Source organism: Nocardia sp. No.11 (assembly GCF_038752175.1).
Lineage (GTDB): Bacteria > Actinomycetota > Actinomycetes > Mycobacteriales > Mycobacteriaceae > Nocardia > Nocardia canadensis.
In genome coordinates this window covers 33,693-60,326 of sequence record NZ_JBCGFB010000005.1, presented here as the reverse complement: position 1 = coordinate 60,326, position 26,634 = coordinate 33,693, and the positions used below count along the sequence as shown (strand labels likewise).

General features: G+C 69.1%; 22 protein-coding genes. 16 read left to right on the top strand and 6 right to left on the bottom strand.

Annotation, left to right across the window (positions count from 1 at the left end):
• Positions 1-549, top strand: a complete 549-nt coding sequence (gene rfbC, locus V8688_RS03010; RefSeq protein WP_218721252.1) for a dTDP-4-dehydrorhamnose 3,5-epimerase — start codon at positions 1-3, stop codon at positions 547-549.
• Between the two features lie 951 nt (positions 550-1,500).
• Here the strand turns inward: rfbC and V8688_RS03005 are convergent.
• Positions 1,501-2,976, bottom strand: coding sequence for an MFS transporter (locus V8688_RS03005; RefSeq protein ID WP_218721251.1), 1,476 nt, complete (start codon positions 2,974-2,976; stop codon positions 1,501-1,503).
• A gap of 85 nt (positions 2,977-3,061) precedes the next feature.
• Here V8688_RS03005 and V8688_RS03000 point away from each other — a divergent pair, with 85 nt between their 5' ends.
• Entirely contained in the window at positions 3,062-3,463 is a 402-nt protein-coding gene (locus tag V8688_RS03000; protein ID WP_218721250.1) for a MarR family transcriptional regulator, read from the top strand.
• A 9-nt stretch (positions 3,464-3,472) separates the two neighbouring features.
• Here V8688_RS03000 and V8688_RS02995 read toward each other — a convergent pair whose 3' ends face one another.
• Both V8688_RS02995 and V8688_RS02990 read right to left on the bottom strand, forming a co-directional pair.
• Positions 3,473-4,318 carry a helix-turn-helix transcriptional regulator gene (locus V8688_RS02995; RefSeq protein ID WP_218721249.1) on the bottom strand — a complete coding sequence of 282 codons (846 nt, stop codon included), beginning with the start codon at positions 4,316-4,318 and terminating at the stop codon, positions 3,473-3,475.
• A 155-nt stretch (positions 4,319-4,473) separates the two neighbouring features.
• Positions 4,474-5,079, bottom strand: a complete 606-nt coding sequence (locus V8688_RS02990; RefSeq protein WP_218721248.1) for a DUF4282 domain-containing protein — start codon at positions 5,077-5,079, stop codon at positions 4,474-4,476.
• 181 nt (positions 5,080-5,260) lie between these two features.
• On the opposite strand from V8688_RS02990, the gene V8688_RS02985 reads away from it, so the two are divergent.
• The 3 genes from V8688_RS02985 to V8688_RS02975 all read left to right on the top strand — a co-directional run bounded on the left by V8688_RS02985 (position 5,261) and on the right by V8688_RS02975 (position 8,837).
• Positions 5,261-5,764, top strand: a complete 504-nt coding sequence (locus V8688_RS02985) for a hypothetical protein (RefSeq protein ID WP_218721247.1) — start codon at positions 5,261-5,263, stop codon at positions 5,762-5,764.
• Positions 5,765-5,871: 107 nt separating this feature from the next.
• On the top strand, positions 5,872-8,043 hold the full coding sequence (locus V8688_RS02980) for a molybdopterin-dependent oxidoreductase (RefSeq protein WP_342800100.1): 2,172 nt from the start codon (positions 5,872-5,874) through the stop codon (positions 8,041-8,043).
• A gap of 170 nt (positions 8,044-8,213) precedes the next feature.
• Positions 8,214-8,837 carry a pyridoxamine 5'-phosphate oxidase family protein gene (locus tag V8688_RS02975; protein ID WP_342800099.1) on the top strand — a complete coding sequence of 208 codons (624 nt, stop codon included), beginning with the start codon at positions 8,214-8,216 and terminating at the stop codon, positions 8,835-8,837.
• Position 8,838: 1 nt separating this feature from the next.
• On the opposite strand, the gene V8688_RS02970 is transcribed toward V8688_RS02975, so the two are convergent.
• The gene (locus V8688_RS02970; RefSeq protein ID WP_255588564.1) at positions 8,839-9,336 is read right to left on the bottom strand and encodes a GtrA family protein; all 498 of its coding nucleotides are present in this window, start codon (positions 9,334-9,336) and stop codon (positions 8,839-8,841) included.
• Between the two features lie 15 nt (positions 9,337-9,351).
• Between V8688_RS02970 and V8688_RS02965 the strand changes: the two genes are divergently transcribed.
• From V8688_RS02965 to V8688_RS02955, 3 genes are all read left to right on the top strand, one after another.
• Positions 9,352-10,779: an FAD-binding oxidoreductase gene (locus tag V8688_RS02965; RefSeq protein ID WP_218721244.1), complete on the top strand. Its 1,428-nt coding sequence runs from the start codon at positions 9,352-9,354 to the stop codon at positions 10,777-10,779.
• A complete protein-coding gene (locus V8688_RS02960; RefSeq protein WP_218721243.1) occupies positions 10,776-11,555 on the top strand; it encodes a decaprenylphospho-beta-D-erythro-pentofuranosid-2-ulose 2-reductase in 780 nt (259 codons plus the stop codon). Before V8688_RS02965 ends, V8688_RS02960 begins: the two co-directional genes overlap by 4 nt.
• A gap of 171 nt (positions 11,556-11,726) precedes the next feature.
• Positions 11,727-13,697, top strand: coding sequence for an arabinofuranosyltransferase (locus V8688_RS02955; RefSeq protein WP_342800098.1), 1,971 nt, complete (start codon positions 11,727-11,729; stop codon positions 13,695-13,697).
• A 90-nt stretch (positions 13,698-13,787) separates the two neighbouring features.
• Here V8688_RS02955 and V8688_RS02950 read toward each other — a convergent pair whose 3' ends face one another.
• Complete coding sequence (locus tag V8688_RS02950; RefSeq protein WP_218721241.1) at positions 13,788-14,417, bottom strand: TIGR03086 family metal-binding protein; 630 nt, start codon at positions 14,415-14,417, stop codon at positions 13,788-13,790.
• A gap of 93 nt (positions 14,418-14,510) precedes the next feature.
• Between V8688_RS02950 and V8688_RS02945 the strand changes: the two genes are divergently transcribed.
• The 5 genes from V8688_RS02945 to V8688_RS02925 all read left to right on the top strand — a co-directional run bounded on the left by V8688_RS02945 (position 14,511) and on the right by V8688_RS02925 (position 20,627).
• Positions 14,511-15,464, top strand: a complete 954-nt coding sequence (locus V8688_RS02945) for a WYL domain-containing protein (RefSeq protein ID WP_218721240.1) — start codon at positions 14,511-14,513, stop codon at positions 15,462-15,464.
• A gap of 176 nt (positions 15,465-15,640) precedes the next feature.
• On the top strand, positions 15,641-16,183 hold the full coding sequence (locus tag V8688_RS02940) for a hypothetical protein (RefSeq protein WP_316573153.1): 543 nt from the start codon (positions 15,641-15,643) through the stop codon (positions 16,181-16,183).
• A gap of 214 nt (positions 16,184-16,397) precedes the next feature.
• Positions 16,398-16,910, top strand: a complete 513-nt coding sequence (locus V8688_RS02935; RefSeq protein ID WP_218721238.1) for a hypothetical protein — start codon at positions 16,398-16,400, stop codon at positions 16,908-16,910.
• Between the two features lie 94 nt (positions 16,911-17,004).
• A complete protein-coding gene (locus tag V8688_RS02930; protein ID WP_342800117.1) occupies positions 17,005-20,292 on the top strand; it encodes an arabinosyltransferase domain-containing protein in 3,288 nt (1,095 codons plus the stop codon).
• Between the two features lie 173 nt (positions 20,293-20,465).
• Complete coding sequence (locus tag V8688_RS02925; protein WP_218721237.1) at positions 20,466-20,627, top strand: hypothetical protein; 162 nt, start codon at positions 20,466-20,468, stop codon at positions 20,625-20,627.
• Positions 20,628-20,702: 75 nt separating this feature from the next.
• On the opposite strand, the gene V8688_RS02920 is transcribed toward V8688_RS02925, so the two are convergent.
• A complete protein-coding gene (locus tag V8688_RS02920) occupies positions 20,703-24,035 on the bottom strand; it encodes an arabinosyltransferase domain-containing protein (protein ID WP_316573152.1) in 3,333 nt (1,110 codons plus the stop codon).
• A gap of 464 nt (positions 24,036-24,499) precedes the next feature.
• Here V8688_RS02920 and V8688_RS02915 point away from each other — a divergent pair, with 464 nt between their 5' ends.
• From V8688_RS02915 to V8688_RS02905, 3 genes are all read left to right on the top strand, one after another.
• Positions 24,500-25,147, top strand: a complete 648-nt coding sequence (locus V8688_RS02915; protein WP_218721235.1) for a hypothetical protein — start codon at positions 24,500-24,502, stop codon at positions 25,145-25,147.
• A gap of 237 nt (positions 25,148-25,384) precedes the next feature.
• Positions 25,385-25,882: a peptidylprolyl isomerase gene (locus V8688_RS02910; RefSeq protein ID WP_218721234.1), complete on the top strand. Its 498-nt coding sequence runs from the start codon at positions 25,385-25,387 to the stop codon at positions 25,880-25,882.
• A 175-nt stretch (positions 25,883-26,057) separates the two neighbouring features.
• The gene (locus V8688_RS02905; RefSeq protein WP_218721233.1) at positions 26,058-26,624 is read left to right on the top strand and encodes a Uma2 family endonuclease; all 567 of its coding nucleotides are present in this window, start codon (positions 26,058-26,060) and stop codon (positions 26,622-26,624) included.
• The last annotated feature ends 10 nt before the right edge of the window (positions 26,625-26,634 follow it).

Genomic DNA, 26,634 nt, shown 5'->3' with positions numbered 1-26,634 from the left:
ATGCAGATCCGTGAACTGGCCATCCCCGGCGCGTGGGAGGTGACTCCCCGCCTGCTCGGCGACGACCGCGGGATGTTCTGTGAGTCGTTCAAGGCCTCGGAGTTCGAGAAGGCCACCGGGCGCCCGTTCGAGCTGCACCAGGTGAACACCTCGGTCTCGGCCGCCGGCGTGCTGCGCGGCATCCACTACACCGAGGACCCGCCGGGTCAGGCCAAGTACGTCACCTGCGTGCGCGGCGCGTTCCTGGACGTGGTGGTGGACCTGCGCCCCGGCTCGCCGACCTACGGCCGCTGGGACAGCGTGCTGCTCGACGACGTGCACCGGCGCTCGGTGTTCCTGTCCGAGGGCCTCGGCCACGCCATCCTCTCGCTCGAGGACGGCTCGACGGTCACCTACCTGTGCTCGCTCGAGTACACCCCCGAGTTCGACCGGGATATGGACGCCTTCGACGCCCGCCTCGGCATCGACTGGCCGACCGAGGCCCGCGACGGTAGTCGGCTCACCTATATCCGCTCCGCCAAAGACGAAGCGGCTCCGCCTTTTTCCTGATCCACGTGAAACAGCGCCCCCGAGCTTCAACTCGGGGACGCTGTCAGCGAAACAACCGGCACCACGGTTTCGGCCGCCTCGCGTCCGAGGGGCGAGACGTAACGCCGCAGGCGCGGTATCGCCCCTCGGAGGCGAGGTCACGAGGCCGAAACCCCGCGGCGCCAGCTGACGCTGTCAGCGAACAACCCGCACCACGGTTTCGGCCGCCTCGCGTCCGAGGGGCGAGACGTAACGCCGCAGGCGCGGTATCGCCCCTCGGAGGCGAGGTCACGAGGCCGAAACCCCGCGGCGCCAGCTGACGCTGTCAGCGAACAACCCGCACCACGGTTTCGGCCGCCTCGCGTCCGAGGGGCGAGACGTAACGCCGCAGGCGCGGTATCGCCCCTCGGAGGCGAGGTCACGCGGCCGAAACCCCGCGGCGCCAGCTGACGCTGTCAGCGAACAACCCGCACCACTGTTTCGGCCGCCTCGCGTCCGAGGGGCTAGACGTAACGCCGCTGGCGCGGTTTCGCCCCTCGGAGGCGAGGTCACGCGGCCGAAACCCCGCGGCGCCAGCTGACGCTGTCAGCGAACAACCCGCACCACTGTTTCGGCCGCCTCGCGTCCGAGGGGCTAGACGTAACGCCGCTGGCGCGGTTTCGCCCCTCGGAGGCGAGGTCACGAGGCCGAAACCCCGCGGCGCCAGCTGACGCTGTCAGCGAACAACCCGCACCACGGTTTCGGCCGCCTCGCGTCCGAGGGGCGAGACGTAACGCCGCAGGCGCGGTATCGCCCCTCGGAGGCGAGGTCACGAGGCCGAAACCCCGCGGCGCCAGCTGACGCTGTCAGCGAACAACCCGCACCACGGTTTCGGCCGCCTCGCGTCCGAGGGGCGAGACGTAACGCCGCAGGCGCGGTATCGCCCCTCGGAGGCGAGGTCACGAGGCCGAAACCCGCGGCGCCAGCCGCCATCTACACAGTCTCCAGCAGCTTCTCCTCCGCGGCGGGCGCCGCGACGACCCGCTGCCTGCGGCGCGGCAGGAAGACCGTCAGGGCGACCAGCGCGCCGACGATGGTGACGCCCGCGGCGAACTCGAGGCCCGGCCGGTAGGTGTCGAGCATCTGCTGCGGCGTCGCGCCGGCACCGTGGGTGCCGGAGGTGACGATCGCGGTGGTCACCGCGAGCACGATGGCCGCGCCGACCTGCATGGAGGTCTGCAGCACGCCGGCCGCCAGACCCTGTTCGTCGTCGTCGATACCGCTGGTGGCCTGCACGTTGATCGCCGGGAAGCCGACCCAACCGATGCCGATCAGCAGGATGGCGGGCAGCAGCACGGTCAGGTAGTCCGGCGCGGTGTCGACCCGCAGGAACAGCAGGTAGCCCACGGCCATCACGGACATGGTGACGGCGATGACCGGTCCGGTGCCGAAACGATCGATCAGCTTCTCGGAGAAGAACGCCGACCCGACGACCAGGATGCCGACCGGCAGCAGGGCCATCGCCAGCTTCAGCGCCGACCACTCCAGCGTGTCCTGCAGGTACAGGGTGACGATGAACTGCCAGCTGAAGTACGAACCGGCGACCGCGATGATGGCCAGGCTGGCCCGCACCAGCGACACCTTGCGCAGGATGCCCAGCCGCACCAGCGGGTGCCGCACCCGCTGCTCGGTGATCACGAACGCGGCGAACAGGGCGATCACGGCGAGGAACGAAGCGACCGTGCGGACCGAGGTCCAGCCGACCTCCGGCGCGGTGACCACGGTGTAGACCAGCAGCAGCATGCCCGCGGTGGACAGCAGGGCGCCGAGCAGGTCATGTCCGCCTTCCTCGGCCTTACCGTCCTTGGGCACCAGCACGAAGGCGGCGGCCAGCGCGGCCAGGGCGATCGGGACCGGGAGCAGGAAGGTCCAGCGCCAGCCGACGCCGGTCATCAGGCCGCCGAACAGCAGGCCCATCGAGTAGCCGCCCGCACCGAACACGGTGTAGATGGACAGCGCCTTGTTGCGCGCTTTCCCTTCGGCGAAGGTCGTGGTGATGATCGACAGGCCGGTGGGGGCGGTGAACGCGGCGGCCAGGCCCTTGATGAAGCGGGTCACGATCAGCAGGGCCGGATCGCTGACCAGGCCGCCGACCAGCGAGGCGATCGCGAACACGGCCAGGGCGATGAGGAAGACCTTGCGGCGCCCGAGCAGGTCGGCCGTGCGGCCGCCGAGCAGCAGCAGGCCGCCGTAACCGAGGACGTAACCGCTGACGAGCCACTGCAGGGTGGAGGTGGACAGATCGAGCTCGGCGCCGATGGACGGCAGCGCGACGCCGATCATCGAGACGTCGAGCCCGTCGAGGAACAGGACGATGCACAGGGTGATCAGCATGCCCCAGAGCCGGGCGGACCATGTGGTCGGATCGGTCGCCTGATCTGCGGCCGAGAGCGTTGCTGGCGAAGTCATGCGGCGAACATTACATGCGTGCGCATTAAATGCCAACACATAAAATGCCGTTGCATGGAGATGCCCGGACCACTAAGATGGGGCCATGTCGAACCCGGCCACAGCATCAGCTCGGCGCAATGGAGCGCCCACCGAGCTGGTCGGCCAGTGGCGCGAACTGCTCGGACGGCACGCCGCCGTGAGTTGCGCACTGGAGAAGGCGCTTCAGCACGAACACCGCATCGGTCTCAGCGAGTTCGAGACCCTCGATCGACTGGTCGACGCGGACTGTCAGAAGTACCGGATGACCGAGCTGGCGGGTGACATCTACCTGAGTCAGAGCGCGCTCTCGCGCGCGGTGGCCAGACTGGAACGCGACGGCCTGGTCGAGCGCACCATGTGCGCCGAGGACCGCCGCGCCATCTTCGTCCGGGTCACGGAAAAGGGCAGGGCGGTCTACGACCGGGCCCTGCCCACACACCGTTCGGTGCTCGCCGACTCCTGGTAGGAGCCGGGGTCACAGCTCGGCGGAAGCCGCCGCGCTGATGTCGGTGAACGCGCCGCGATAGCGGTCGTAGTCGTTCGGCTTGTCCAGGTAAGCCGAGCCGGCGAAGGTCTCCACGAAGACCACCGGCGGCTCCGGCCGGTCCAGCGAACCGTCGATGCCGAAGTCGAGGATCACGAACCGGCCCGACTCCAGCCCCGCGTGATACCCGGTATCACCGGGGACCACCTGGATTCGCACCGTGTCCAGCTCGGCCAGCTCGCGCAGTCGCGCGCGCTGGCCGGCGAGCACCCGATCGTCACCGATGCGCCTGGTCAGCACCGCTTCGGCGAGCACCACCCGCAATCGCAGCGGCGACTGCGCACGGGTGATCAGCGCCTGCCTGGCCGCGCGCACCCGCAGCCTGCGCTCGAGATCCTCCTCGGTCAGGCCGGGGACGGTTTGCTCGAGCAACGCCCTGGTGTAGTCCTCGGTCTGCAGCAGCGCCGGGACCAGGCCGTCCTCGTAGATCGACAGGCAGGTCGCGGCCTCCTCGAGGCCGATGTAGACCTCGAAGCCCTCCGGGATCACATCGCCGTAGCTCGTCCACCATCCCCTGGCCTTGGTTTCGCGCGCCAGCGCGGCCAGCGGCTCGACGAGTTCCGCCGGCGCGCCGTACACCTTGCACATGGCCTCGACGTCGAGGCTGCGCAACGACGTCTGCCCCGTCTCGATCCGCCAGATCTTCGCTTCCGACCACTCGAGTTGCGCCGCCGCGGTCCTGGTCGTCATCCGCGCCTGATTGCGCAGGTCACGTAAGTGCCTGCCCAGCTGCCTGCGCGGCATCGTCGAACCGGTGACGCCCTGTGGTGAAGCCATACTGCCCCCCTGTATCCAAATCCGGTCTCCCCCATTCTCTTTCGGAGACCGCCCTACGCAGCCGACAATAGGCGTCGGATCTGCGTACGGATTGTTTCACAATGAATCGGACAACGCGCACCACATAGTTTTGGGGCCTGCTCCAGGCGCGATCGCTACTTCTTCTTCCGGAACCGCCAGAACTGCACGGCCCGCACGTCCTCGGAGAGCTGGTTCACCGGTTCGGCGACATCGGAGAGCGCCTGGAAGAGTCCATCGGCCAGCTCACTGATGTGCTCGACCCGGCCCGCGAGCCGGGCGGCATTGTCGGCGAACTCCAGCATCAGGCGCACCGAGGCCGCGATGGTCAGGCCGAGCGGAACGGCGACCAGTGCGGCGAGGATGCCCAGCAGGACCGAGGCCTTCCACATCAGCACTGTGAGCGCCACCGGGACGCCGATACCGAAGGAGACGACGCCGAGGATGTAGGCCAGCGGCAGCAAGGTCCTGGTCGCGGGCCTGCGGAACTGGACATCGAGCAGTGAACGCAGCACTTCGGCGGCCCACTGCTTGGCGGATCCGGTACTGCGGAACGGGTCATCGAAGCCCGCGTCGCGCGGTATGTCCGAATCGTCCGGGAATTCCTCGCCTTCGGCGGCCTGCCCCGACCGCGCGCCCGCGCGCTTCACATCGGTCTCTTTCCAAGAGAGCCAGCGTGATTCGGCTTCGAACTCCTCGGCATCTCCGTCGGGAGACGAGGACGTACCCGGCGCATCGGTCATGGTCCGAATCCTGCCCGTTTTCGGCCCGCACGCCAAGCCGGATCGGCTCGATCCTCCGATAGCGAAGGTGAGCGAACTGAGACGAAGCAGACACTCTCGAATATTTTTCGGTAACGGCGTAACAAGACGGCCACCCCCAGCCGATACGACCCATGAACGCAGGAACAGAGCTCTTCGGGGAATGGAGAACACAGTGCGCACGACGTTTCCGACCACCACCACGGGCACCGAGAAGGGTGCCGCCGCGCAGGAGTACGCCGCGCGGGGCTGGACGGTTGCCGAAACGGCCAACGGCCTGTGCCTGATCACCGACGATGACATCTCGGCTATCGAGGTCACCGGTGAGATGGCGGGCGAGGTCCGCCGATTCCTGCGCGCCAACAACCTGTCCGGCCCCGTGATCGAGATCCCGGGCCAGGAGCGTCGCGAGATCCACCTGGTCACCGGCGTCCGCAAGGCCGCCATGGCGATCGAGGCCATGCGCGAGGCCGGTGTCGTCGTGCACACCGACGGTGCCAGCATCCCGCTGCCCCCGACCCAGCTCGCCGCCGGCTCCGCCGCCTGGAGCGTCGCCCCGTCCGAGGCCCGCTGGGTCCCGCCGGTCGTCGCCCTCGGTGCCGCCGTCCGCGCCGCCGCGAGCCGCAAGCGCGCCACCCTGACCCCCACGCTGACCCTGGCCAGCTGAGGTAACCAACAGCCCGAACCCTCGACCGCGACGCCTCCCCGACGTCGCGGTCGAGGGTTTTCGGCGTTTTCGAACCCGGGCACCGCGCGCGGCGTAAGGATGGGGACATGGCTCCGCGAACGCTGCTACGCACCTGTCCGCTGTGTGAGGCCGTCTGCGGCCTGACCATCACCCTCGACGAGGCCGACCGAGTGCTCTCGGTCCGCGGCGATCGCGACGACCCGTTCAGCAAGGGCTTCCTCTGCCCGAAGGGCGCGAGCTTCGGCAAGCTCGACGACGACCCCGACCTGGTCACCACCCCGCTCATCCGCGAGGGCGACACGTTCCGCCCCGCGAGCTGGGACGAGGCCTTCGACCTGATCGCGGCCGGGTTCGCCGCGGTCAACGCGGCGCACGGCAGCGGCGCGACCGCGATCTACCTCGGCAATCCCAACGCGCACACCGTCGCGGGGGCGCTGTATCTGCCCGCGCTGATCCGCGCGCTGAGCACCCGGCACATCTACACCGCCAGCACCGCCGACCAGATGCCCAAGCAGGTCGCCGCCGGGCTCATGTTCGGCGACCCGCTGACGGTGCCGGTCCCCGACCTGGACCGCACCGACTTCCTGCTGATGCTCGGCGCGAACCCGCTCGAATCCAACGGCTCGCTGTGCACCGCGCCGGACTTTCCCGGCAGGCTCAAGGCGCTGCGGGCGCGCGGCGGCAAGCTCGTCGTCGTCGACCCGAGGGCGACCAGGACCGCCGACCTCGCCGACGAGCATCTGTTCATCCGGCCGGGCGCCGACGCGTACCTGCTGTTCGCGGTGATCCACACGCTCTTCGCCGAGAACTTGGTCGACCTGCGGATCGAGGTCGACGGCCTCGACGAGCTGCGCGCCGCGTCCCAGGAGTTCGCCCCGGACGCGGTGGTCGAGCGCACCGGCATTCCCGCCGACGCCATCCGCGCCCTGGCCCGCGACCTCGCCGCCGCGCCGACGGCGGCCGTCTACGCCAGGATCGGCACCTGCACCGCCGAGTTCGGCACCGTCACCCAGTGGCTGGTCGACGCGATCAACGCGCTGACCGGCAATCTCGACGCCCCCGGCGGCGCCATGTTCGCCACCGCCGCGGCGGGCGGCATCGCGCGCAGCAAGCCGTTCCGGCCGGGCCGCTGGACCAGCCGGGTGCGCGGGTTGCCCGAGGCGATGGGCGAACTGCCGGTGGCGACCCTCGCCGACGAGATCGAGACCCCCGGTCAGGGCCAGATCCGGGCGCTGGTCACGGTCGCGGGTAATCCGGTGCTGTCCGCGCCCAGCGGCGCCCGGCTGGACCGGGGGCTGGCCGAGCTGGACTTCATGGTCAGCGTGGATCGGTACGTCAACGAGACGACCCGGCACGCGAAGGTGATCTTGCCGCCCCCGCGCTCGGTGCAGTCACCGCACTACGACTTCGCGCTGTTGCAGTTCGCGGTGCGCAACTACGCGCGCTACTCGCCGCCGCTGGTCCCGCTCGACGGGCGGCCGTCCGAGTCGGCGGTCATCGCGCGGCTCGCCGCCGCCGTCAGCGGGCAGCCGCACGACGGCACCGGCGCCGCGAGCCCGATCGCCGTGGTCGACGAGCTGGTCATCGCCGGCATGCTGCACAAGGCGGGGATGAGCGACCGGCGCGACGAGCTGGACGGCGTCGACACCACCGAACAGCGCATCGACCTGATGCTCAAGCTCGGCCCCTACGGCGCGTGGAACGGCGGCGAACTGAGCCTGCGCACCCTGCTCGACAATCCGCACGGCCTCGACCTTGGCCCGTTGCGGCCGCGCCTGCCCGGCGTCCTGCGCACCGCAACCGGCCGGGTCGACCTGGCCCCGCGCCTGCTGCTCGACGATGTCGGCAGGCTGCGCGGCAGGCTGGCGGCGAGCGCGCCGGAGATGGTGCTGATCGGGCGCAGGCAGCTGCGCTCCAACAACAGCTGGATGCACAACATCGCCGGTCTGGTCGGCGGATCGAACCGCTGCACCCTCCAGATCCACCCGGACGACGCGACCAGACTCGGCCTCGGCGAGCAGGCCGCGATCAGCTCGGCGGCGGGCTCGCTGACCGTCCAGGTCGAGCAGACGCCGACGATCATGCCCGGCGTGGTGAGTTTGCCGCACGGCTGGGGACACGGCGCGAGCACCACGCAATCGGTAGCCAGCGCGCACGCCGGCGTGAACGCCAATGTGCTGACCGACGATTCGGTGGTCGACGCGATCTCCGGCACCGCGGTCTTCAACGGAGTGCCGGTGAAGGTAGAACCGGTCTGATCGGTCTACCTCGGGAAACCCTTGCGCAAACCGGACTTTCGTACCATTCGCAACAATGGACTCGCCCCACGGCTCGTGACAGTCCCCTACACTGGGTGAGATTGCGGTCACAAGCGGGGGTTTCAGCGCGAAACCCGCATCACCCGGTTCGGCTAGCAGAGGGGGCCCCGATGCCCGAGAAACACGTCGGCAGCGACGGAGAGCACGAGCTTCAGGACACGTTGGGCACGACCGAAAGGGCTGGACGCTTCTACGACGACCAGGTGATCGACTACCTGAACCCGTCGATGGTCGAATTCGTCGGGCGGATGGACATGGCCTTCATCTCCACCGCCGACGCGCACGGCGAATGCGACGCCAGTTTCCGGGCGGGCACACCGGGATTCCTGCACGTGATCGACGAACGCACGATTGCGTACCCCGAATATCGAGGTAACGGGGTGATGGCCAGCCTCGGCAACATCCTCGAGAACCCCCATGTCGGAATCCTGATGATCGACTTCGTGCGCGATCTGATCGGTCTGCACATCAACGGCAAGGCTCGCATGGTTGCCGACAGTGAGCTACGGGCGACCGTCGGCGATCTACCCGCCGCCGAACGCGGCAAGACCTCGCAGGTGTGGGTCGTCGTCGACGTGGAAGAGGCTTACATCCACTGCCGCAAGCACATTCCGCAGATGGTGCCCGTCGCGCGGGATCGGCGCGAGTGGGGCACCGACAACGTCAGGGCCAAGGGCGGCGACTACTTCGGCGTCAAGGCGGGCAAGCAGCCCGCACCCGCCAAGGCCAGCTGACCTACTTGATCTTGAAGATCACCGCACGCTGCACGACGAAGTTGATGACGGTGGCGGTGCCCTGCGCGATCACGAACGCCAGCGGCTGCCGCCACCACTCGCCGGGCAGCGCGAAGTACAGCGCCGCGTTGATGCCGACCTGCACGGCGAAGGTGACCGCGTAGAGCACGACGACGGCGATGAACCGCGCCCTGCTCGGCTCGGCCTTGAACGTCCAGCGCCGGTTGATCAGGTACGCGGTCGTCGTCCCGCAGACGAAGCTGATCGCCTTGGCGAGACTCACCGGCAGGCCGAGCAGGTTCAGCAGCAGGCTGTAGATGCCGTAGTCGACGATCGCCGAGAGACCGCCGGTCAGCGTGAACCGCACGATCTGCGTCTTCAGGTCTACGTCGGTTCCACCGGGCTCGTCGACCAGCGGAATCTCGGCGGGAAGCGGCAGATGCGGTTGGGCTTGCACGTGAGGAAGACTACGAGACCGGCCGCGTGTCCCGCCATGCATGTAGCCTCTTAGCCGATGTCCGAGAACATTCCGACCGCCACCGGCGAGGCGTTTGCGCTGAATACGCGTACGCGCAAGCTCACCGGATGGGGTCGCACCGCACCCACCTCCGCCGAAGTGCTCTCGACCAGCGATCCCGAGTTGATCGTCAAGGCCGTGAGCATGGTCGCCGAGGACAACGACTCCAAGCCGGCGCACCTGCGACGCGGCGTGATCGCGCGTGGCCTCGGCCGCTCCTACGGGGACAACTCGCAGAACGCGGGCGGCCTCGTGATCGACATGCCCGCGCTGAACAAGATCCACCGCATCGACGCCGCGACCCGCCTGGTCGACGTCGACGGCGGTGTCGATCTGGATCAGCTGATGAAGGCGGCGCTGCCGTTCGGCCTCTGGGTGCCCGTCCTACCCGGGACCAGGCAGGTCACCATCGGCGGCGCGATCGGCTCCGATATCCACGGCAAGAACCATCACAGCGCGGGCAGCTTCGGCAACCACGTCCGCTCGATGGACCTGCTGACCGCCGACGGCGTGGTCCGCACGATCACCGCCGAGTCCGACCCCGAGCTGTTCTGGGCGACCATCGGCGGCTGCGGACTGACCGGCATCATCCTGCGCGCGACCATCGAGATGACGCCGACCGAGACGGCGTACTTCATCGCCGACGGCGACGTCACCGCCACCCTCGACGAGACCATCGCCTTCCACAGCGACGGCTCCGAGGGCAACTACGAGTACAGCTCGGCCTGGTTCGACGCGATCAGCCCGCTGCCGAAGCTGGGTCGCGCCGCCATCTCGCGCGGCAACCTGGCCAAGCTCGACCAGCTGCCCGCGAAGCTGCAGAAGGACCCGCTGCGGTTCAACGGCAAGACCTTCTTCACCCTGCCCGACGTGTTCCCGAACGGGCTGGCCAACAAGTACACCTTCGGCCCGATCGGCGAGGTCTGGTACCGCAAGTCGGGCACCTACCGCGGCAAGGTCCAGAATCTGACGCAGTTCTACCACCCGCTCGACATGCTGGGTGAGTGGAACCGTGGCTACGGCTCCAACGGCTTCCTGCAGTACCAGTTCGTGGTGCCGCCGGAGTCGGTCGAGGAGTTCAAGCGGATCATCATCGACATCCAGGGCTCCGGCTTCTACTCCTTCCTCAATGTGTTCAAGCTGTTCGGCCCGGGCAACCAGGCGCCGTTGAGCTTCCCCATGGAGGGCTGGAACATCTGCGTCGACTTCCCGATCTCGCGCGGGCTCAACGAGTTCGTCAGCGATCTGGACCGGCGGGTGCTCGAGTTCGGCGGCCGGCTCTACACCGCCAAGGACTCGCGGACCAGCGCCGAGTCGTTCCACAAGATGTACCCGCGGATCGACGAGTGGATCAAGGTCCGCCGCAGCGTCGACCCGACCGGCGTGTTCATGTCCGATATGGCCAGGAGGCTGGAGCTCCAGTGATCAACGCAGTTGGCAACCCGCAGACCATCCTGCTGTTCGGCGGCACCTCCGAGATCGGTCTCGCGATCTGCGCCGAGTACCTGCGCAAGGGCCCGGCCCGGGTCGTGCTGGCCAACCTGCCCGGCGATCCGCTGCTCGAGGGCGCGGTCGCCACGCTGAAGGCGGCGGGCGCGACCCAGGTCGACGTCATCGACTTCGACGCGCTCGACACCGAGTCGCACCCGAAGGTCGTCGACCAGGCGTTCGCCGCGGGTGACGTCGACGTCGCCATCGTGGCGTTCGGGGTGCTCGGCGACGCCGAGGAGCTGTGGCAGAACCAGCGCAAGGCGGTCATGACCGTCGGCATCAACTACACCGCCGGTGTCTCGGTGGGCGTGCTGGTCGGCGACAAGTTCAAGGCGCAGGGCCACGGCCGGTTCATCGTGATGTCCTCGGTGGCCGGTGAGCGCGTCCGTCGCTCCAACTTCGTCTACGGCTCGACCAAGGCCGGCCTGGACGGCTTCTACCTCGGCCTCGGCGAGGCGCTGCGCCCGCACGGTCCGCGCGTCACCGTGGTGCGGCCGATGCAGGTGCGCACCTCGGCGACGAAGGCGCACTGGGAGGCCACCGGCTCCAAGGAAGCCCCGCTCACGGTCGATCCCGAGGACGTGGCCCGGCTCGCCGTCGCCGCCTCCGAGAAGGGCACCGAGATCGTCTGGGCGCCCGGCGAGGCCCGCTTCCTGATGTCGGCGCTGCGCCATGTGCCGCGCCCGATCTTCCGCAAGCTGCCGATCTGATCCACCGCTCGTCCTGAACTGCCGCATCCTCTCCGAGGGTGCGGCAGTTCTCGTTCACCGACTACGCCGTGCCCGGCTCGGATCCGTCGTCGGCCGAGCCGACCGACCGGGCCGACTCCACTAGGCTGGCCCGGACCGTGGAGCCCAGTGGAGCCGGAGGATTGCGCGCCGATGACGACCAACGATGAGGTGCGGACGGGGCGCAGGATCGGGTCAGGGCTCGCCGAGGGCGCGGCGGCGGCGCTGGTGGCGCTCGTCGTCGCGGCGGTCGGCCTGTACGCCTTCTCGGCGGTGCAGTGGCCTGCGTTCAACTCCTCCAACGTGACTCGGGCGCTGACGACCGTCGGACAGGTCGTCGCGGTCGCGCTGCTCGTCGTCTCGGTGCTGCTGATCCGGCTGCGCAAGTGGCCGATAGTCGCGAAACTGGCTTCCTGGGTGGGTATCTCGAGCTTCGTGACGGTGACGCTCGGGATGCCGCTGGCGGCGACCAAGCTCTACCTGTTCGGTGTCTCGGTGGATCAGGAGTTCCGCACCGAGTACCTGACCCGGCTCACCGACAGCGCCGCGCTGCGGGATATGACCTATGTGGACATCCCGCCGTTCTATCCGGCCGGGTGGTTCTGGATCGGTGGCCGGGTGGGCAACGTGCTCGGGATGGACGGCTGGGAAGTGTTCAAGCCGTACGCGATCGGGCTGCTCGCGATCGCCGCGGCGGTGGCGCTGGTGCTGTGGACCCAGTTGGTGCGCGCCGATCTAGCGGTGGGCGCCGCGGCGGCCGTGACGGCGATGACGCTGGCGTACGCCTCGCCCGAGGCGTACGGGGCGGTACTGGTGGTGTTCCTTCCGCCCGTGCTGGTGCTGGCCTGGGGTGCGCTGCACCGATCCTCGGGTGGCTGGGGCGCGGTGCTCGGCACGGGGCTGTTCCTCGGCGTCGCCGCCTGTTTCTACACGCTGTACCTGGCGATCGCGGCATTCACCGTGGTGCTGATGGCCGTGGTGGCAGCAGGTGTCGCGGTGTACACGCGGCGCGAAGACCTGCGTCCCAGGGTCGGCGGTCCGCGCGCGGTCGGCGGCCCGGCGCCGTGGCGGGCGGCGATCGCGCCGCTGACCAAGCTGGTCGCCATGGGCGCGATCGCCGTGGTGCTCGCGCTGGTGGTGTGGGCGCCCTACCTGCTGAAAATGCTGTCGGGCGCGAAGCTGCCGTCCGGCAACGCCTTCCACTATCTGCCGCAGTCGGGCGCCGAGCTGGCGTTCCCCATGCTGGAGTTCTCGCTGCGAGGTGCGCTGTGCCTGCTCGGGACGCTGTGGCTGGTGCTGCGGGCCGGTTCGTCGCGGCGGGCGCAGGCGCTGGGGCTCGGCGTGCTGGCGATCTATCTGTGGACCCTGCTGTCGATGGCAGCGACCGCGGCGGGGACGACCCTGCTCTCGTTCCGGCTGGAGCCGGTGCTGCTCGCGGTCCTCGCCGCGGCGGGCGTCTTCGGGTTCGTCGAGCTCGCCGGGGTGATCTACCGGGCGCTGCACGAGCCGGCGCCGGCGCGGATCGCGGCCGGTGTGCTCGCGGTGCTGGGCGCGCTGGCCTTCGCCCAGCACATCCCGACCGTGCTCACCCACGAGATCGACACCGCCTACACCGATACCGTGCCCACCGATACCCCCACCGCCGACGGCACTTTCGGCGAGCGGGCCGACAAGCGCAAGCCCTCGGCCGTGGCCTACTACCACGCCGTGGACGAAGCCCTGTTGGCTCGGACCGGCCGTCCCCGTGACGAATCCGTCGTCCTCACCGCCGACACCAGCTTCCTCGCCTTCTACCCCTACTTCGGCTTCCAGGCCCTCACCTCGCACTACGCGAACCCGCTGTCGGACTTCAAGGCCCGCGCCGCCACCATCGCCGCCTGGAGCAAACTCGACTCGTCCCCCGCCCTCCTCGACGCCATGGCCACCGCACCCTGGCGCGCCCCCGACGCCTTCCTCTTCCGCCGCGACGGCGACACCTACACCCTGCGCCTCGCCGAGGACGTCTACCCCAACGACCCGAACGTCAAGCGCTACACGGTCGCCTTCCCGAAGACCCTCTTCACCGACCCCGCCTTCACCACCACCGACATCGGCCCCTTCACCCTGATCACCGTCCGCCGCTGATCCCTGGCTCGATCCGCCGCACGGGTCAGCGCGGCTACCTGCGGGCGGGGCACGCGGTACACACTCTGCAGCACGTACACCGCTCGTCGCTCAGGCGGTGGGGCGGCCGAGGTAGTGCAGCAGGTCGTCGATCGGGCCTGTGGAAGTGGTCTCGACGATGGGGGCGTAGGCGCCCCACTGGCGCAGGGGTTCGATGATCTCGGCGTCGTCGCCGCTGCCGGGAGCCGCGTGGACGGTGCGGGCCGCGGTCAGCAGGTGGGTGGCCAGGTCGGCGGTGAGCGGGGACGGCCGGCCGGTGGCCACGGCGATGTCCCAGGCGTGCACGGCGGCGTCGAGGGCGGCCAGGGTGGCGGCGACCGGGGTGGGCAGCTCGCCGTGCGGGAGCGGGGTGGGGACGGTCGCGGTGTCGTCGGCGACGGTGGCCCAGGCGGCGGCGGTCTCGTCGACGGCCGCGCGGACCAGCTCGATGGCGGAACCGTCGATGGTGCCGGACGGGTCGAAGGGGTTGTAGCTCGGGCCGGGACCGACGCCGAGGGCGGCGGCGTAGGCGAGCTGGTCGCCCGCCGCGTGCTGAACGACCTGGGCGACGGTCCATTCCGAGCACGGGGTCGGCAGGTCCCACTGGTCGGCGCCCACGCCGGCGACGACGTCGCTCAGGGCCTGGTAGGAGGTGGCGACCACGTCGCGCCAGACGGTCTCGAGGGCTGCGGTGCTGTTCATGATGAAGCCTTCCTTCTCGGTGATGACTCCAGCCTAGAAACCTATTAGGCTCATTTCTTTCCTAATTTCTCCACGACTTCCGACGAGGTGGGAATGGCCGCGACGACACCCCGCGTCCTGCGTCTGCTCGCCCTGCTCCAGGACCGCGCCTACACCGGGCGCGAACTCGCCGAACGCCTCGACATCACCGAACGCACCGTCCGCAACGACATCGCGCGACTGCGCGAGCTCGGCTACCCCGTGCACGCCGAACGCGGCGCGATCGGCGGCTACCGGCTGGGCCGCGGCGCCACCATGCCGCCGCTGCTGCTCGACGACGAGGAAGCGGTCGCCGTCGCCCTGTCGATCGCCGTGGCCGCCGACGGCGCGCTCGCCGTCTCCGATCTGGGCGACCAGCTCGCGAGGGCCCTGCGCAAGATAGAGCAGATCCTGCCGAAACGCTTGCAGCGCAAGGTCTCCGCACTGCACGAGGCCACCGAGATCGGCCCGGCCACCACCGGCTCCCGCGAGCCCGACGCCCCGGTTGCGGCAGGCATCCTCACCACCCTGGCCGACGCGGTGCGCCGCACCACCGCGGTCACCGTCGACGACGGCGTCGAACTGGAGCCGTATCGCCTGATCAACTGGCAACGCCGCTGGTACCTGGTCGCCTACAGCATGAGAACCCATGCCTGGGAGGCGATTCCGGCCGCCCGGATCACCCGTGCGAGCCCGGGTAGCCGGGTGTTCGCCCCCCGCAGGCTGCCCGATGACGACCTGGTCGCCTTCGTCATGCGCCACATCGCGACCACCGGCTGGCGGGTGCACGCGCGCGTGACGGTCCTCGCGCCCGCCGAGACCGTCATCGCCCGGATCAATCCCGCGGTCGGGGTGGTGGAACCGATCGACGCGCGCACCTGCCTGCTGCACACCGGCGCCGACGCGATGGAGACGATCGCGATCTACCTGAGCATGCTGATGATGGATTTCCGCGTCGACGGTCCACCCGAACTGGTCGCGCACCTGCGCACCCTGGCCCGCCGCTATACCGAGTCCACGCCGCCGTGACCGGCCCACCGGATCGTTTCCGTTCTGCCGCAACCCGGTGTCGAGGCCGCTCGACAGCACTACACTGACTGGTGCGGCACGGTCGCCGCCGGCGGGCGAGCACCACGGCGGATGGCGTTGGAATCTTCGATCCTGCACGTCACGGGTCTCGGCGACCCGCTACCGGAGGAGGACGTATGTCCGATCCGTTGCACACGAGGGTGTGCCTCACCGGCCTGAACTGCTCCTGCCCGAGCATCAGCTTCTTCGTGGTGCCCGAGCCCCTGGTCCGCGGCGGGCAGATGCTGCACCTGCTCGAACAGGCCCCGGTCGCGGGACGAATACCGGAGCCGAAACCCGACACCGAACTGATCGAGCTGATCGAAGCCGTCCGCACGCCGCTGAGCACCCGCGGCCTCGCCCACCTCGAGCGCGTCGCCTTCGCGGGCCCGCGCCACGATCCGCCGACCGCGCGCACCGTCCTGCACGACCATCTCATCGAGGAACCGCAACCGTGGGGTCTGGACGTGGACGATCCGGCGGAGCTGGTCCGGCTGGATCTGCTGCCCGAGCACCGCATCGGCCCGCGCCGCATCGATGATTTCCAGGCGCATTCGGTGCGCCAGGCGATGGCGGCGGTCTATCGGTACTTCGGGATCGATCAACGCATCCCGCTCGTCTATCACGGATTCGCGGACCCACTGGACGGTTGGTTCGCGCTGCGCGCTTCCGCGGCCTGAACGCGCTGGTCAGAAGCACACAACCGGCTGTTGTGTTGATCGACACCCGGTAGCTACTGGTATGCGGGAACGCGATAGACCACAATATGTCCGGTCAGTGTCAACAAACCGCACGGTTCGTGTCGCGGGGCGGGTACGCTGCGAAATGTTGGAAGTTCGGCCGACCGAAATCAGTTTTGGTAGTGCTGATCGGTACGGATGCAGAGGTATAGCTATGACGCTCAGCAGACCCGAGCGGATCGATCTCTTGCTGACACGTCCGCACCGTCAAGAACCCGAGCCGGCGCCCCGCGAACAGCTGGCCACGCTCGGCGAGATCGAACAGACGGTCGTCGACGCCGCGATCGCGATGCTCGCGCCGGGCCAGAAGTTCGCGCTGCTGTGGTCGTTGCAGGTCGGCGAGCAGGCCGTGGCGGGCGTGCAGGTCAAGGAGCGCGACGGATCGGTCACCAACATGGTGCCGCCGGCCGAGGTGCTCGAGTACCTGATCGATCACAAGCGCATGTCCTACGACCCGAGCGTCGGCACCTGGCTCAGCGCCGAGATCTTCATCGCCGGGCCCACCCGCTACAAGGCCACCTTCGCCACCGGCACCGTCGCGGACTGGATGCCGGAGGTCTCCGAGGAGGACCTGCGGCACGAGTTCGACGCTTTCCCGCGCCCCGCCGCCGAGATCCCCGATTGGGCCCGCACGCAGCTCGATTGGAGCGACCGCCGGACGGGCTGAGCCCCGTTGTGCCGCGGCGCCGAGTCGCGCACAGGTTCGATGGCTAGCATCAACCCCCGTGCTGCGATCTGAACGAGCGTTCACCCGATACCGCATGGTCGCCCTCGTCTGCGGGCTCCTCGGTTTCGTGCTTGCCCTGCTGACGCCGCTGCTGCCGGTGCGCCAGGACCGCGCGAGCCTGGACTGGCCGCAACCCGGCGCGACCAGTGTCGAGGCCCCGCTGGTGTCGTATGTGCCGCAGCAGCTCGACGCGCAGCTGCCGTGCACGGTGCTGCGCGACCTGCCCGAGACCGGGACCACGACGCTGGTCGGCACCATCCCGGCGGCCTCCGGCCAGACCTCGCGTGGCCTCACCGTCGCCGTGCGGGACGGGGTGCTCGGGGTGCAGGCGCGCGACGTGCCGATGCTCTCGGCGCCGGTCGCCGAGATCGCGAACTGCGACCGGATCACCATCACCTCCACCATCGCGGCCACCACGGTCGAGTTCACCGGGGTGACGCGCCAGGACGGCAGCCCGTTCCGCAACACCGTCACCGTCGACAAGCGGCCCCAGATCGTCGGCGTCTTCACCGATCTCGACGCCGCCGCGCTCAGCGGCGCCCGCGTGCACGCCGACATCGATTCCCGCTTCACCTCCACGCCAACCACGCTCAAGCTGGTGACGATGATCGCCGCCGCGGTCCTCACCGTCCTCGCGCTGATCGCGCTGCATCTGCTCGACACCACCGACGGCAGGCGCGCGCGCCGGTTCCTGCCGCGGCACTGGTGGCGGATCACGCCGACCGACGTCGTCGTGGTCGTGACGCTGCTGGGCTGGCATGTCATCGGCGCCAACACCTCCGACGACGGCTACATCCTGAACATGGCCCGTGCGTCGGGCCCGTCGGGCTACATGGCCAACTACTACCGCTGGTTCGGCGTCCCCGAGGCCCCGTTCGGCTGGTCCTACGAGTTGCTGGCCTGGATGACCAAGGTCTCCGACGCCAGCCCCTGGATGCGCCTGCCCGCCCTCGCCGCCGGCCTGGTGTGCTGGGCGGTGATCAGCCGGGAAGTACTGCCGCGCCTGGGCGCCCGGGTGCGCCGCGACAAGGTGGCGCTGTGGACGGCCGGGCTGGTGTTCCTGGCGTTCTGGCTGCCCTACGACAACGGACTGCGCCCCGAGCCGCTGATCGCGGCGGGCGCGCTGCTCACCTGGTGCCTGATCGAACGCGCCATCGCCACCGCCCGGCTGCTGCCCGCGGCGCTGGCGATCCTGGTCGCCGCGTTCTCGCTGGCCGCCGGGCCGACCGGGTTGATCTGCATCGCCGCGCTCATCGCGGGGACCAGGCCGGTCATGCAGATCATCATCAAGCGCGCCCAGGGCGTGCGCCCGCGCCGGATCGCCGCCGACGCGCACGCGGCGGACGCCGATCCCGCCGACGCGAGCACCACGAACAGCGAGCGTCCTCGACTGTCGCCGGCGACCACGTTCTTCCGCTACGCCGCCCTGCTCGCGCCGGGACTGGCGGCGGGCACGCTGGTCCTGATCGTGGTCTTCGCCGACCAGACCCTCGCCACCGTCATGGAGGCCACCCGGGTCCGCACGCTCGTCGGCCCCAACGTGGCCTGGTTCGACGAGCGCACCCGCTGGGACTCGCTGTTCATGCTCTCCCCCGACGGCTCGCTGGCGCGCCGTTTCGGCGTGCTGGTGCTGCTGCTGTGCCTGCTCGTGTGCGTCCTGCAGGTGCTGCGCAAGGGCCGCATCCCCGGCACCTCGCGCGGGCCGTCGGTGCGCATCCTCGGCATCGTCTTCGGCGCGCTGCTGCTGATGATGTGGACGCCGACCAAGTGGACCCACCACTTCGGCGTGTACGCCGGGCTGGCCGGGTCGCTGGCCGCGCTGGCCGCGGTCGCGGTGGGCGCCAACGGCATCCGCGCGCCACGCAATCGCGCGCTGTTCACCGCGGCGGTGCTTTTCCTGCTCGCGATGACCTTCACCGGGTCCAACGGCTGGTGGTACGTCTCCAGCTACGGCGTGCCGTTCTGGGACAAGGCGCCGCTGGTGGCGGGCAAGGGCATCTCGACGCTGTTCCTCGGACTCGCCGTGCTGGCGCTGCTGGTCGCGCTCTACTTCCATCTGCGCGATCCCTACCGCACGCCGTCGGCGCCGAACCGCTTCGACCGGTTGGCCACCATGCCGCTGACCATCGCGGCCGCGCTGCTGGTGCTGTTCGAGGTGGCCTCGATGGCCAAGGGCGCGCTCACCCAGTACCCCGCCTACTCGATCGCCAAGTCGAACATCGAGTCGCTGGCCGGGGACACCTGCGGACTCGCCAACGACGTCCTGGTGGAGACGAACACCGCCGATTCGCTGCTCACCCCCTACACCGGCGCCCCCGCCGACGGCCTGAGCGCCGAATCCACCGGCTTCACCCCCAACGGCGTCGCCGCCGACCTCACCGCCGACGCCGACGAGACCGTGGTCGGCGGGGCGAACTCGGTCGACAAGGACTCCGCGAACAAGACCACCAACACCACCGGCGCGGGCACCGGCGGCGGGACGAGCACCGAATCGGGCATCAACGGCAGCACCGTCGCGCTGCCGTTCGGCCTCGACCCCGCGCGCACGCCCGTCCTCGGCTCCTATCAGGACGGCGTGCAGCAGCAGGCCAAGCTGACCTCGCAGTGGTACCGCCTCGACCTCGACACCGTCCGCGACGACCCGGCCTACCAGGCGCTCGTCGTCACCGCGGCCGGGCGCATCCGCTACGTCGACACCGACGGCGTCGTGCACTACGGCCAGGACCTGCGCCTGGAATACGGCACGCGCGCCGCCGACGGCAGTGTCACGATGACCGGCTCGGTCGCGCCGATGGACATCGGCCCCGCGCCGTCCTGGCGCAACCTGCGCGTGCCGCTGGATCAGCTGCCGGCCGGCGTGAACGCGGTGCGCCTGGTCGCCGCCGACAACGACATCACCCAGAAGCAGTGGCTGGCCGTGACGCCGCCCCGGCTGCCGAAGCTGGCGACGCTGCAATCGGTGGTCGGCGAGACCGACCCGGTGCTGCTGGACTGGCACGTCGGCCTGGCCTTCCCCTGCCAGCGGCCCTTCGATCACCACGACGGCGTCGCCGAGGCACCGCAGTGGCGGATCCTGCCCGACCGGGTCGGCTCCGACGCCTCCAACGCCTGGCAGGACGACATCGGCGGCGGACCGCTCGGGTGGACAGGATTGCTGCTGAAGGCCGAGACTGTCCCCACCTATCTCGACCACGACCTCGGCCGGGACTGGGGCGCACTGGAGCGCTTCACCCCCTACCAGCCCGCGCCGCCCGCCGAGATCTCGGTGACGGTCGTGAACCAGTCGGGACGGGCGAAGGAGCCGGCGATCCGCGCGCAGTAGGGGCCACGCGGACGGGCGAGTGTGACTGTGCCAGCGGAAGGGCAGTGACCGGGCGTATACGCATGTACGGCGCGAAAATCGTAGCGGCCGTTAGCGTTTCGTGTACGTGAAACGCCTGTAAATGCCTGCCGAATGCCCTCCGTCCCCTGGTTTGAGCACGTACCCTGTTGGGTATGACAGGAGCCTTCGATGACATGGATCTGCGAGATCTCGTCGAGCTGCTCAGCGATGACGAGAAAAAGGAACTACGACCGGCTGTGATGCGGGTGCTGGATAGATTGCCTTCGCAAGAGGTATTACGTCGCGACCTCAACCGTCGCATGCTCAACGTCTGACTCCTGCTACCCCGCCAACGACAGAAGGCGCGGCCCCACCGAGTGGGTCCGCGCCTTCCTACTGTCCGGCGTCGATCAGAACACGCGCAGCGGTCCCGGCGTCCACAGGCCGTCGCGGGTCTCGGTGCCCGTCTTCAGCTGCGCGGGCTCGGCCTTGAGGTACTGGTCGTAACGCTCCAGCGAACCCCAGTCCCGCGCCCAGTCGTCCTTCAGGTAGGTCGGGATGGTCACCCGGCTCGCCAGCATCTGCGAGAAGCCGAGCGGGCCACCGAACTCCTCGGCCTGCCAGGTATCGGTGGAGGAGATCGCCAGCGGGCGATCCGGCAGGATGCGGTAGTTCGGCACCTCGGCGACGCCGTTCTTGTGCGCGAACGGCCGCTGGCACGGGAACTGCAGGCCGACGGCCCAGTCCAGCAGCACCGGTTGGGTGCGGCCGATGAAGGTGTCCAGGGTCTGCAGCTTGGGCACCCGCGGCGGGGTGAACGCCAGCCACTGGTCACCGATCAGGATCGGGTCGTTGGCCATGATGCGGACCGCGTTCGCCTCGGCGGGCAGGTCGGCCAGCGGGACGCGCAGGTTGCGCCAGGACGGGAACGGGCCGATATCGCGGGGCAGGTAGGTGCCCAGCGTGGTGACGCTGCCGTCCGGGTTGCGGGTGCCGTACTCCACGAGCAGCGACTGACCGTACTTGTCGGCGCCGGTGTCGTCCTTGGAGGCGATGCGGCCCGCCGCGGAGATCACGACCAGCGGCGAGTCGTCGGACCGGGCCGGCAGCCCGTACCAGGACGACTCCAGGTGCGCGGGCTGCTGCACGCCCTCCTGGTAGGAGCCGAGGATCGGGGTCCGCGCCGGGTCGAGCCCGAACGGCAGGGCCACGGTCGACCCGTTGACGCCCCGCGCGCCCTCACCGCCGCCGGTGCCCGCGCTCTCGCCTTCGGCGAAGGCCGCGCCGACCGACTGGTTGCTGGTGTTGCCGGTGCCCGGCTTCACCTCGACCGCGTCCGCGGACAGATCGCTCGGCACGCCGTTGGGCGTGAAGCCGACCGAGCCGGTTCCGGCCAGCGGATCGTTCGGGTCGGTGAGCGGCGTGGCCGGATCGACGATCGGATCGAGTCTGCCGCTGTTCGGGTCGGACTCGACGAGCACATCGTTGGCCAGGCCGCAGGCGTTGCCGCCCAGCGCGTCGATGTTGGAGCGGGCCAGCGAGTACGCCGGGTACTGCTGGGTGGCGCCCTTGACCAGCGACAGCACCTCGAACAGCACCATCAGCCCGACCACGACGGTCAGCGGGATGGCGGCGAACTTGCGGATCCGCCTGCCCCGCACGGTCTTCGCCGACGGCTGCGGTTTCACGTAGTCCTCGCGCAGGGCGTACCAGCCGACCAGCGCCAAGGCCACACCGAACAGGATCAGCATCACCGTGTTGGAGTTGATCCCGCGCAGCGAGATGGTCTTGTCGAACCACGGCACGCCGTAGCTGGAGACATACCAGTAGCCGTTGATGCCCGAGAACGACAGCGCGAGCACGAACAGCAACCCGGCCAGGAAGATCGCCCGGTTCTTGCGTGAGCGCAGCGCGCTCTGCGAGACGGCCACCGCCGTGACCGCGGCCAGCGAACCCGCGATGCCCGCGTAGGCGCCGAAGTGGTGGGTCCACTTCGTCGGGTTGAACATCATGAAGAAGATCGTGCCGAAGACGATCCCCATCAGCCGCCAGGTCGGACCCGACGCGATACCGGGCACCTGACGGCGGCGCAGCAGCACCAGCAGCGTGGTGAACAGGCACAGCAGCATCACCAGGAAGGCGAAGCGCCGGGCCAGCGAGCCGTCGACGGTCTCGACGAACATGTAGTAGTAGCGCAGGTAGTCCTCGTACCAGGCCAGGTTCGGGCCGGTGGCCTGGCGCACCCGGTTGGCCTCCTGGATGCCGGCGAAGGTCTGGTCGCCGTAGACCACGACCAGCACCAGCAGACCCGCCGACGCGATCGGGGCCAGCAGCGGCAGCGTGCCGAACTGCCGGTGCCTGCGCACGATGATCCGCACCAGCGGCCGGATGCCGGCCAGCAGCGCGGCCACACACATCAGGCCGGTCGGGGCCGCGGCCAGGGTGAAGGCCGCGATCAGCACCGCGATCCCGGCGGGCAGCAGCCTGCCGGTGGCGATGGCGCGCTCGATGGAGACCCAGGTGAGCAGCGCGCCGAGGGCGACGATCGGCTCCGAGCGCAGGCCGTTGTCGAACGGCAGCCAGAACGCCAGGAACACCAGGCCGCCGGTCCACAGCGCCACCTGCGAGCGCTTCACCGCGTTGCCGAGGCGGGGCACCACCTCGCGGCTGATGACCATCCAGCACAGGATTCCGCACAGCAGCGCGGGCAGGCGCACCCACGGGCTCGCCGTGGAGATCTCGGCGAAGACCTGGATGACGTAGTAGTACCAGCCGAACGGCGCCTCGGGGACGCCGTACCAGCGGAAGTAGTTGGCCGTGTAGCCCGCGTCGGGGGCCACTCGCACCATCGACAGGATGTAGCCGTCGTCGGAGGTGTTGGCGCCGACGAAATGCCAGACCAGCAGCGTGCCGATGACCGCGCCGTCGGCCCAGGTCGGCTTCAGCCAGTTCTTCGGCAGGAACCGGCGGTGCCCGCGCCCGTCGCTGCCGTCGAGCGCGGCCAGCGCGCCCAGCGCCAGCAGGGTGCACAGCACGGCGGCGATGATCGCGACCAGCTTGATCACCGACGGGCTGGAGGAGAAGCGCGAGTCGATCGTCGAGGTCAGCGACAGTCCCGGCGGGACCTCGCCCTTGAGATCGGAGAACACCCCGACGATCTGCGGCCGCAGATCACCGGCGAGCTGACCCTGCACCGGCACCTGCACGGTCTCGACCGCGCCGGGCTGACCGGGGATCGGCCGCTCGATCTCCTTGGTCAGGCCCGTGAACTCGGCCGTGGTGCGGTTCTGATCGGAGCTGATGACGATCGCCGAGCAGCCGTCCATCGCCGCGCGGTCCGCCGAGGCGACCACCGCGTTGCGGTCGACCACGTCGACGGAGGTGTCGGAGACGCGGACGAACAGCGCCTCGAGCGCGGCCCGGTCGCCCTGCGGCGGCGCGGTGGCCAGCAGCATGCCGCCCTGCGCGGGCAGCGTCGCGACCGCCGCGCACGGGATGGTGGCGTTCAGGTCGATCGGCACCTGCGACATCAGCGGTGCCTGGATATTGCCGAGCTTGCCGTTCTGCGGCCAGTTCAGCTGCGCGGTCGTCTGGGTGACCGGCAGGAACGGCGTCGCCACCGCGAAGAGGGCGCCGAGGATTCCGGCGACGAGCGCGATCCATCGCGCGATCCGGAAGTCCTTCGGGGACGCCACCGGTTCGGCAGGTGGCTTGGTGAGAACAGCTGTTGCGGCGTCTGGCACGGTTCGCCATGGTATCCGCACCAGGGTGGTTGTGAGGGGTCGCACGCCATGCCGTCGGACATGGACCGCGCTATGGTGTGAAGCTCAAGCGTTTCATTAAGCATGCGACGTGCGCCGACTGCCGGCGCCGACAGGCTCGCGCCACCCGGCCGGAGGTTTCGCCGCTATGCGAATCCGCTATCGATCCAGGTCCGGGCGAGGCGGCCAATCGTCGAGCGGGTGCGGCACAGGAGTTTTTCGATGGTACCAGTGTGCACGGTGCATATAGCTACGAAAAGGGGTAACTGTTACAGACGGTAACAGGTCCCACATTTTAAATGCGGGGCGATTTCCCGGAGGCCGAAACGCGAAGGTTCCCGAATGAAATGGTAGTCCCGAATTGCGCGCTACAGAATTACGGCCTTCGTACTCTTGAACACGACATCTTCACATCCCGGAGATGTCGAATTCACCAAGGAGTACGCATGTTCCACAGCAACTTCTTCGCACGCACCGCAGTGGCGACCGCCGGGTGCGCGATCGCGGCCGCGTCGCTGGGCATCGGCCCCGCCGCGGCCCAGGCCTCGACGACGGTCAGCCCGGCCGGCGCCGCGGTCCAGGCCACCAACCAGGGTGTGGTCAAGGCCGTGGCGGGTGGCGTCACGATCACCTGTACGACCTCGACCGCGACCGGCACCGTGCCGGCCGCGCCGGGCAATACCAACCCGAGCGGCCCGGTCACCGTGCCGATCAGCGCGCCCAGCTTCACCGGCTGCTCGACCAGCATGTGGGGCGTCAGCGCGACCGTGACGACGAGCGGCAGCTGGTCGATCACGGGCCAGAACGGGTCGCCGATCGCGGGCTCGATCAACGTCCCGACCGGTGGCATGGTCATCCAGACCAGCGGTCTGGCGTCGTGCAAGGTGGTCGTCGCGCCCACCGCGCCCGCCGCGCTCGCGGGCACCTGGACCAACGGCAACCCGTCGACGGTGCAGGCCACGAATTCCCCGGCCCCCATCAAGGTGACCGGTGGCTTCGGCTGCCCGACCAGCGCGACAACGGGGTCGGTGACCGGTGTCTACAAGGTCACCAACACCACCACCCCGTCGGTGCCGATCACGGTCGGCCCCTGATAATTCCGGGGTGAATTCGAATCGACCGGCCGGTCGGCTCGAATTCGGTGAATTACCCGGATGTGTATAAAAGGAACCCGCGTGCGTCTCGCACTCGCACGCGGGTTCCCCACACATCCTAGGCAATATTCGCGCCGGGTGCCGCCCACCGGGCGCCCGGCCGCGATTTCGCCACCGGCCCGCGGTGGTTCGGACCCCGGTCTCTTCCCGACCCCTCCCCTCCCTAGACTCGACGGCATGACCAAGGTGAATCTCGAAACCAACTACGGACAGATCGTGCTCGAGTTGGACGACCAGGCCGCGCCGAACACGGTCGCCAACTTCGTGAACTATGTGAACGCCGGCCACTACAACGGCACCGTGTTCCACCGCGTCATCCCCGGTTTCATGGTGCAGGGCGGCGGGTTCGAGCCCGGCCTGAAGCAGAAGCCCACGCAGGCGCCGATCCAGAACGAGGCCACCAACGGCCTCAAGAACGACAAGTACACCGTCGCGATGGCCCGCACCAACGACCCGCACTCGGCCACCGCCCAGTTCTTCATCAACGTCTCCGACAACGCCTTCCTCAACCACACCGCCCCGCAGGGCCAGGGCTGGGGCTACGCCGTCTTCGGCAAGGTCGCCGAGGGCACCGAGGTCGTCGACAAGATCGCCGCCGTCTCCACCGGCAACGCGGGCCCCCACCAGGACGTCCCGGTCGACGACGTCATCATCGAATCCGCCACCGTCGCCTGATCTTTCGACGTCGAGTCGGGCCGCCCTCGTCAACCACGAGGGCGGCCCCGACCCGGATGACAACCGTGACGGCGCAGCCAGTGAGCACTCGGACCTACATCGAGGAACAGCGCGCTCGAGTAAACTGTGTCCAGCGGGTCGAGCCCGCACCGATAGTGTCCGGGAGGAGCGCGTGATGACTGCCGAGACAGCGCTGCCCGCGTGGATGCATCAGCAGATCACGGCAGCGGAGTACGACTCCTGGTCCGAGGAGCAGAGTGCGGGTATCGAGATCGTCGACGGGATGGTCGTTGTGAGCCCGAGCGCGTCGAAGCGCCACAACCGGTTGGCCCGGATGCTGGCGAATGCGCTGGATGCCGCATCCGGACCGGACTGGAACGCCGACATCGACTTCGACGTCCGGCTCCAAGATGTTCCGCTCACCAATCGCCGCCCGGACGTCGTGGTCTATCGCGCGGACACCATCGACCTCACCCCTACCCGCCCCGAACATGTGCTGCTCGTCGCGGAAGTCGTCTCGCCCGGTTCGGAGACCACCGACCGGATTGTGAAGGTCGACCAGTACGCCAGGGCCGGCATCGCCTTCTACTGGCGGATCGAACAAGCAGCGACCGGTGTCCCGCTGGTCTACACCTACGTCCTCGACCCGGCGACCATGGCCTATCGGACCGGTGACATGTTCACGGGCGTCGTCAAGGTCTCGGCTCCGTTCCCCGTGGAGATCGACCTCGGCGCGATCTGATCGCACGGGT

Coding starts and splice junctions, on each gene's coding strand:
- rfbC (WP_218721252.1), top strand. CDS start 1: ATGCAGATCCGTGAACTGGCCATCCCCGGCGCGTGGGAGGTGACTCCC.
- V8688_RS03005 (WP_218721251.1), bottom strand. CDS start 2,976: ATGACTTCGCCAGCAACGCTCTCGGCCGCAGATCAGGCGACCGATCCG.
- V8688_RS03000 (WP_218721250.1), top strand. CDS start 3,062: ATGTCGAACCCGGCCACAGCATCAGCTCGGCGCAATGGAGCGCCCACC.
- V8688_RS02995 (WP_218721249.1), bottom strand. CDS start 4,318: ATGGCTTCACCACAGGGCGTCACCGGTTCGACGATGCCGCGCAGGCAG.
- V8688_RS02990 (WP_218721248.1), bottom strand. CDS start 5,079: ATGACCGATGCGCCGGGTACGTCCTCGTCTCCCGACGGAGATGCCGAG.
- V8688_RS02985 (WP_218721247.1), top strand. CDS start 5,261: ATGGAGAACACAGTGCGCACGACGTTTCCGACCACCACCACGGGCACC.
- V8688_RS02980 (WP_342800100.1), top strand. CDS start 5,872: ATGGCTCCGCGAACGCTGCTACGCACCTGTCCGCTGTGTGAGGCCGTC.
- V8688_RS02975 (WP_342800099.1), top strand. CDS start 8,214: ATGCCCGAGAAACACGTCGGCAGCGACGGAGAGCACGAGCTTCAGGAC.
- V8688_RS02970 (WP_255588564.1), bottom strand. CDS start 9,336: ATGCATGGCGGGACACGCGGCCGGTCTCGTAGTCTTCCTCACGTGCAA.
- V8688_RS02965 (WP_218721244.1), top strand. CDS start 9,352: ATGTCCGAGAACATTCCGACCGCCACCGGCGAGGCGTTTGCGCTGAAT.
- V8688_RS02955 (WP_342800098.1), top strand. CDS start 11,727: ATGACGACCAACGATGAGGTGCGGACGGGGCGCAGGATCGGGTCAGGG.
- V8688_RS02950 (WP_218721241.1), bottom strand. CDS start 14,417: ATGAACAGCACCGCAGCCCTCGAGACCGTCTGGCGCGACGTGGTCGCC.
- V8688_RS02945 (WP_218721240.1), top strand. CDS start 14,511: ATGGCCGCGACGACACCCCGCGTCCTGCGTCTGCTCGCCCTGCTCCAG.
- V8688_RS02940 (WP_316573153.1), top strand. CDS start 15,641: ATGTCCGATCCGTTGCACACGAGGGTGTGCCTCACCGGCCTGAACTGC.
- V8688_RS02935 (WP_218721238.1), top strand. CDS start 16,398: ATGACGCTCAGCAGACCCGAGCGGATCGATCTCTTGCTGACACGTCCG.
- V8688_RS02930 (WP_342800117.1), top strand. CDS start 17,005: ATGGTCGCCCTCGTCTGCGGGCTCCTCGGTTTCGTGCTTGCCCTGCTG.
- V8688_RS02925 (WP_218721237.1), top strand. CDS start 20,466: ATGACAGGAGCCTTCGATGACATGGATCTGCGAGATCTCGTCGAGCTG.
- V8688_RS02915 (WP_218721235.1), top strand. CDS start 24,500: ATGTTCCACAGCAACTTCTTCGCACGCACCGCAGTGGCGACCGCCGGG.
- V8688_RS02910 (WP_218721234.1), top strand. CDS start 25,385: ATGACCAAGGTGAATCTCGAAACCAACTACGGACAGATCGTGCTCGAG.
- V8688_RS02905 (WP_218721233.1), top strand. CDS start 26,058: ATGACTGCCGAGACAGCGCTGCCCGCGTGGATGCATCAGCAGATCACG.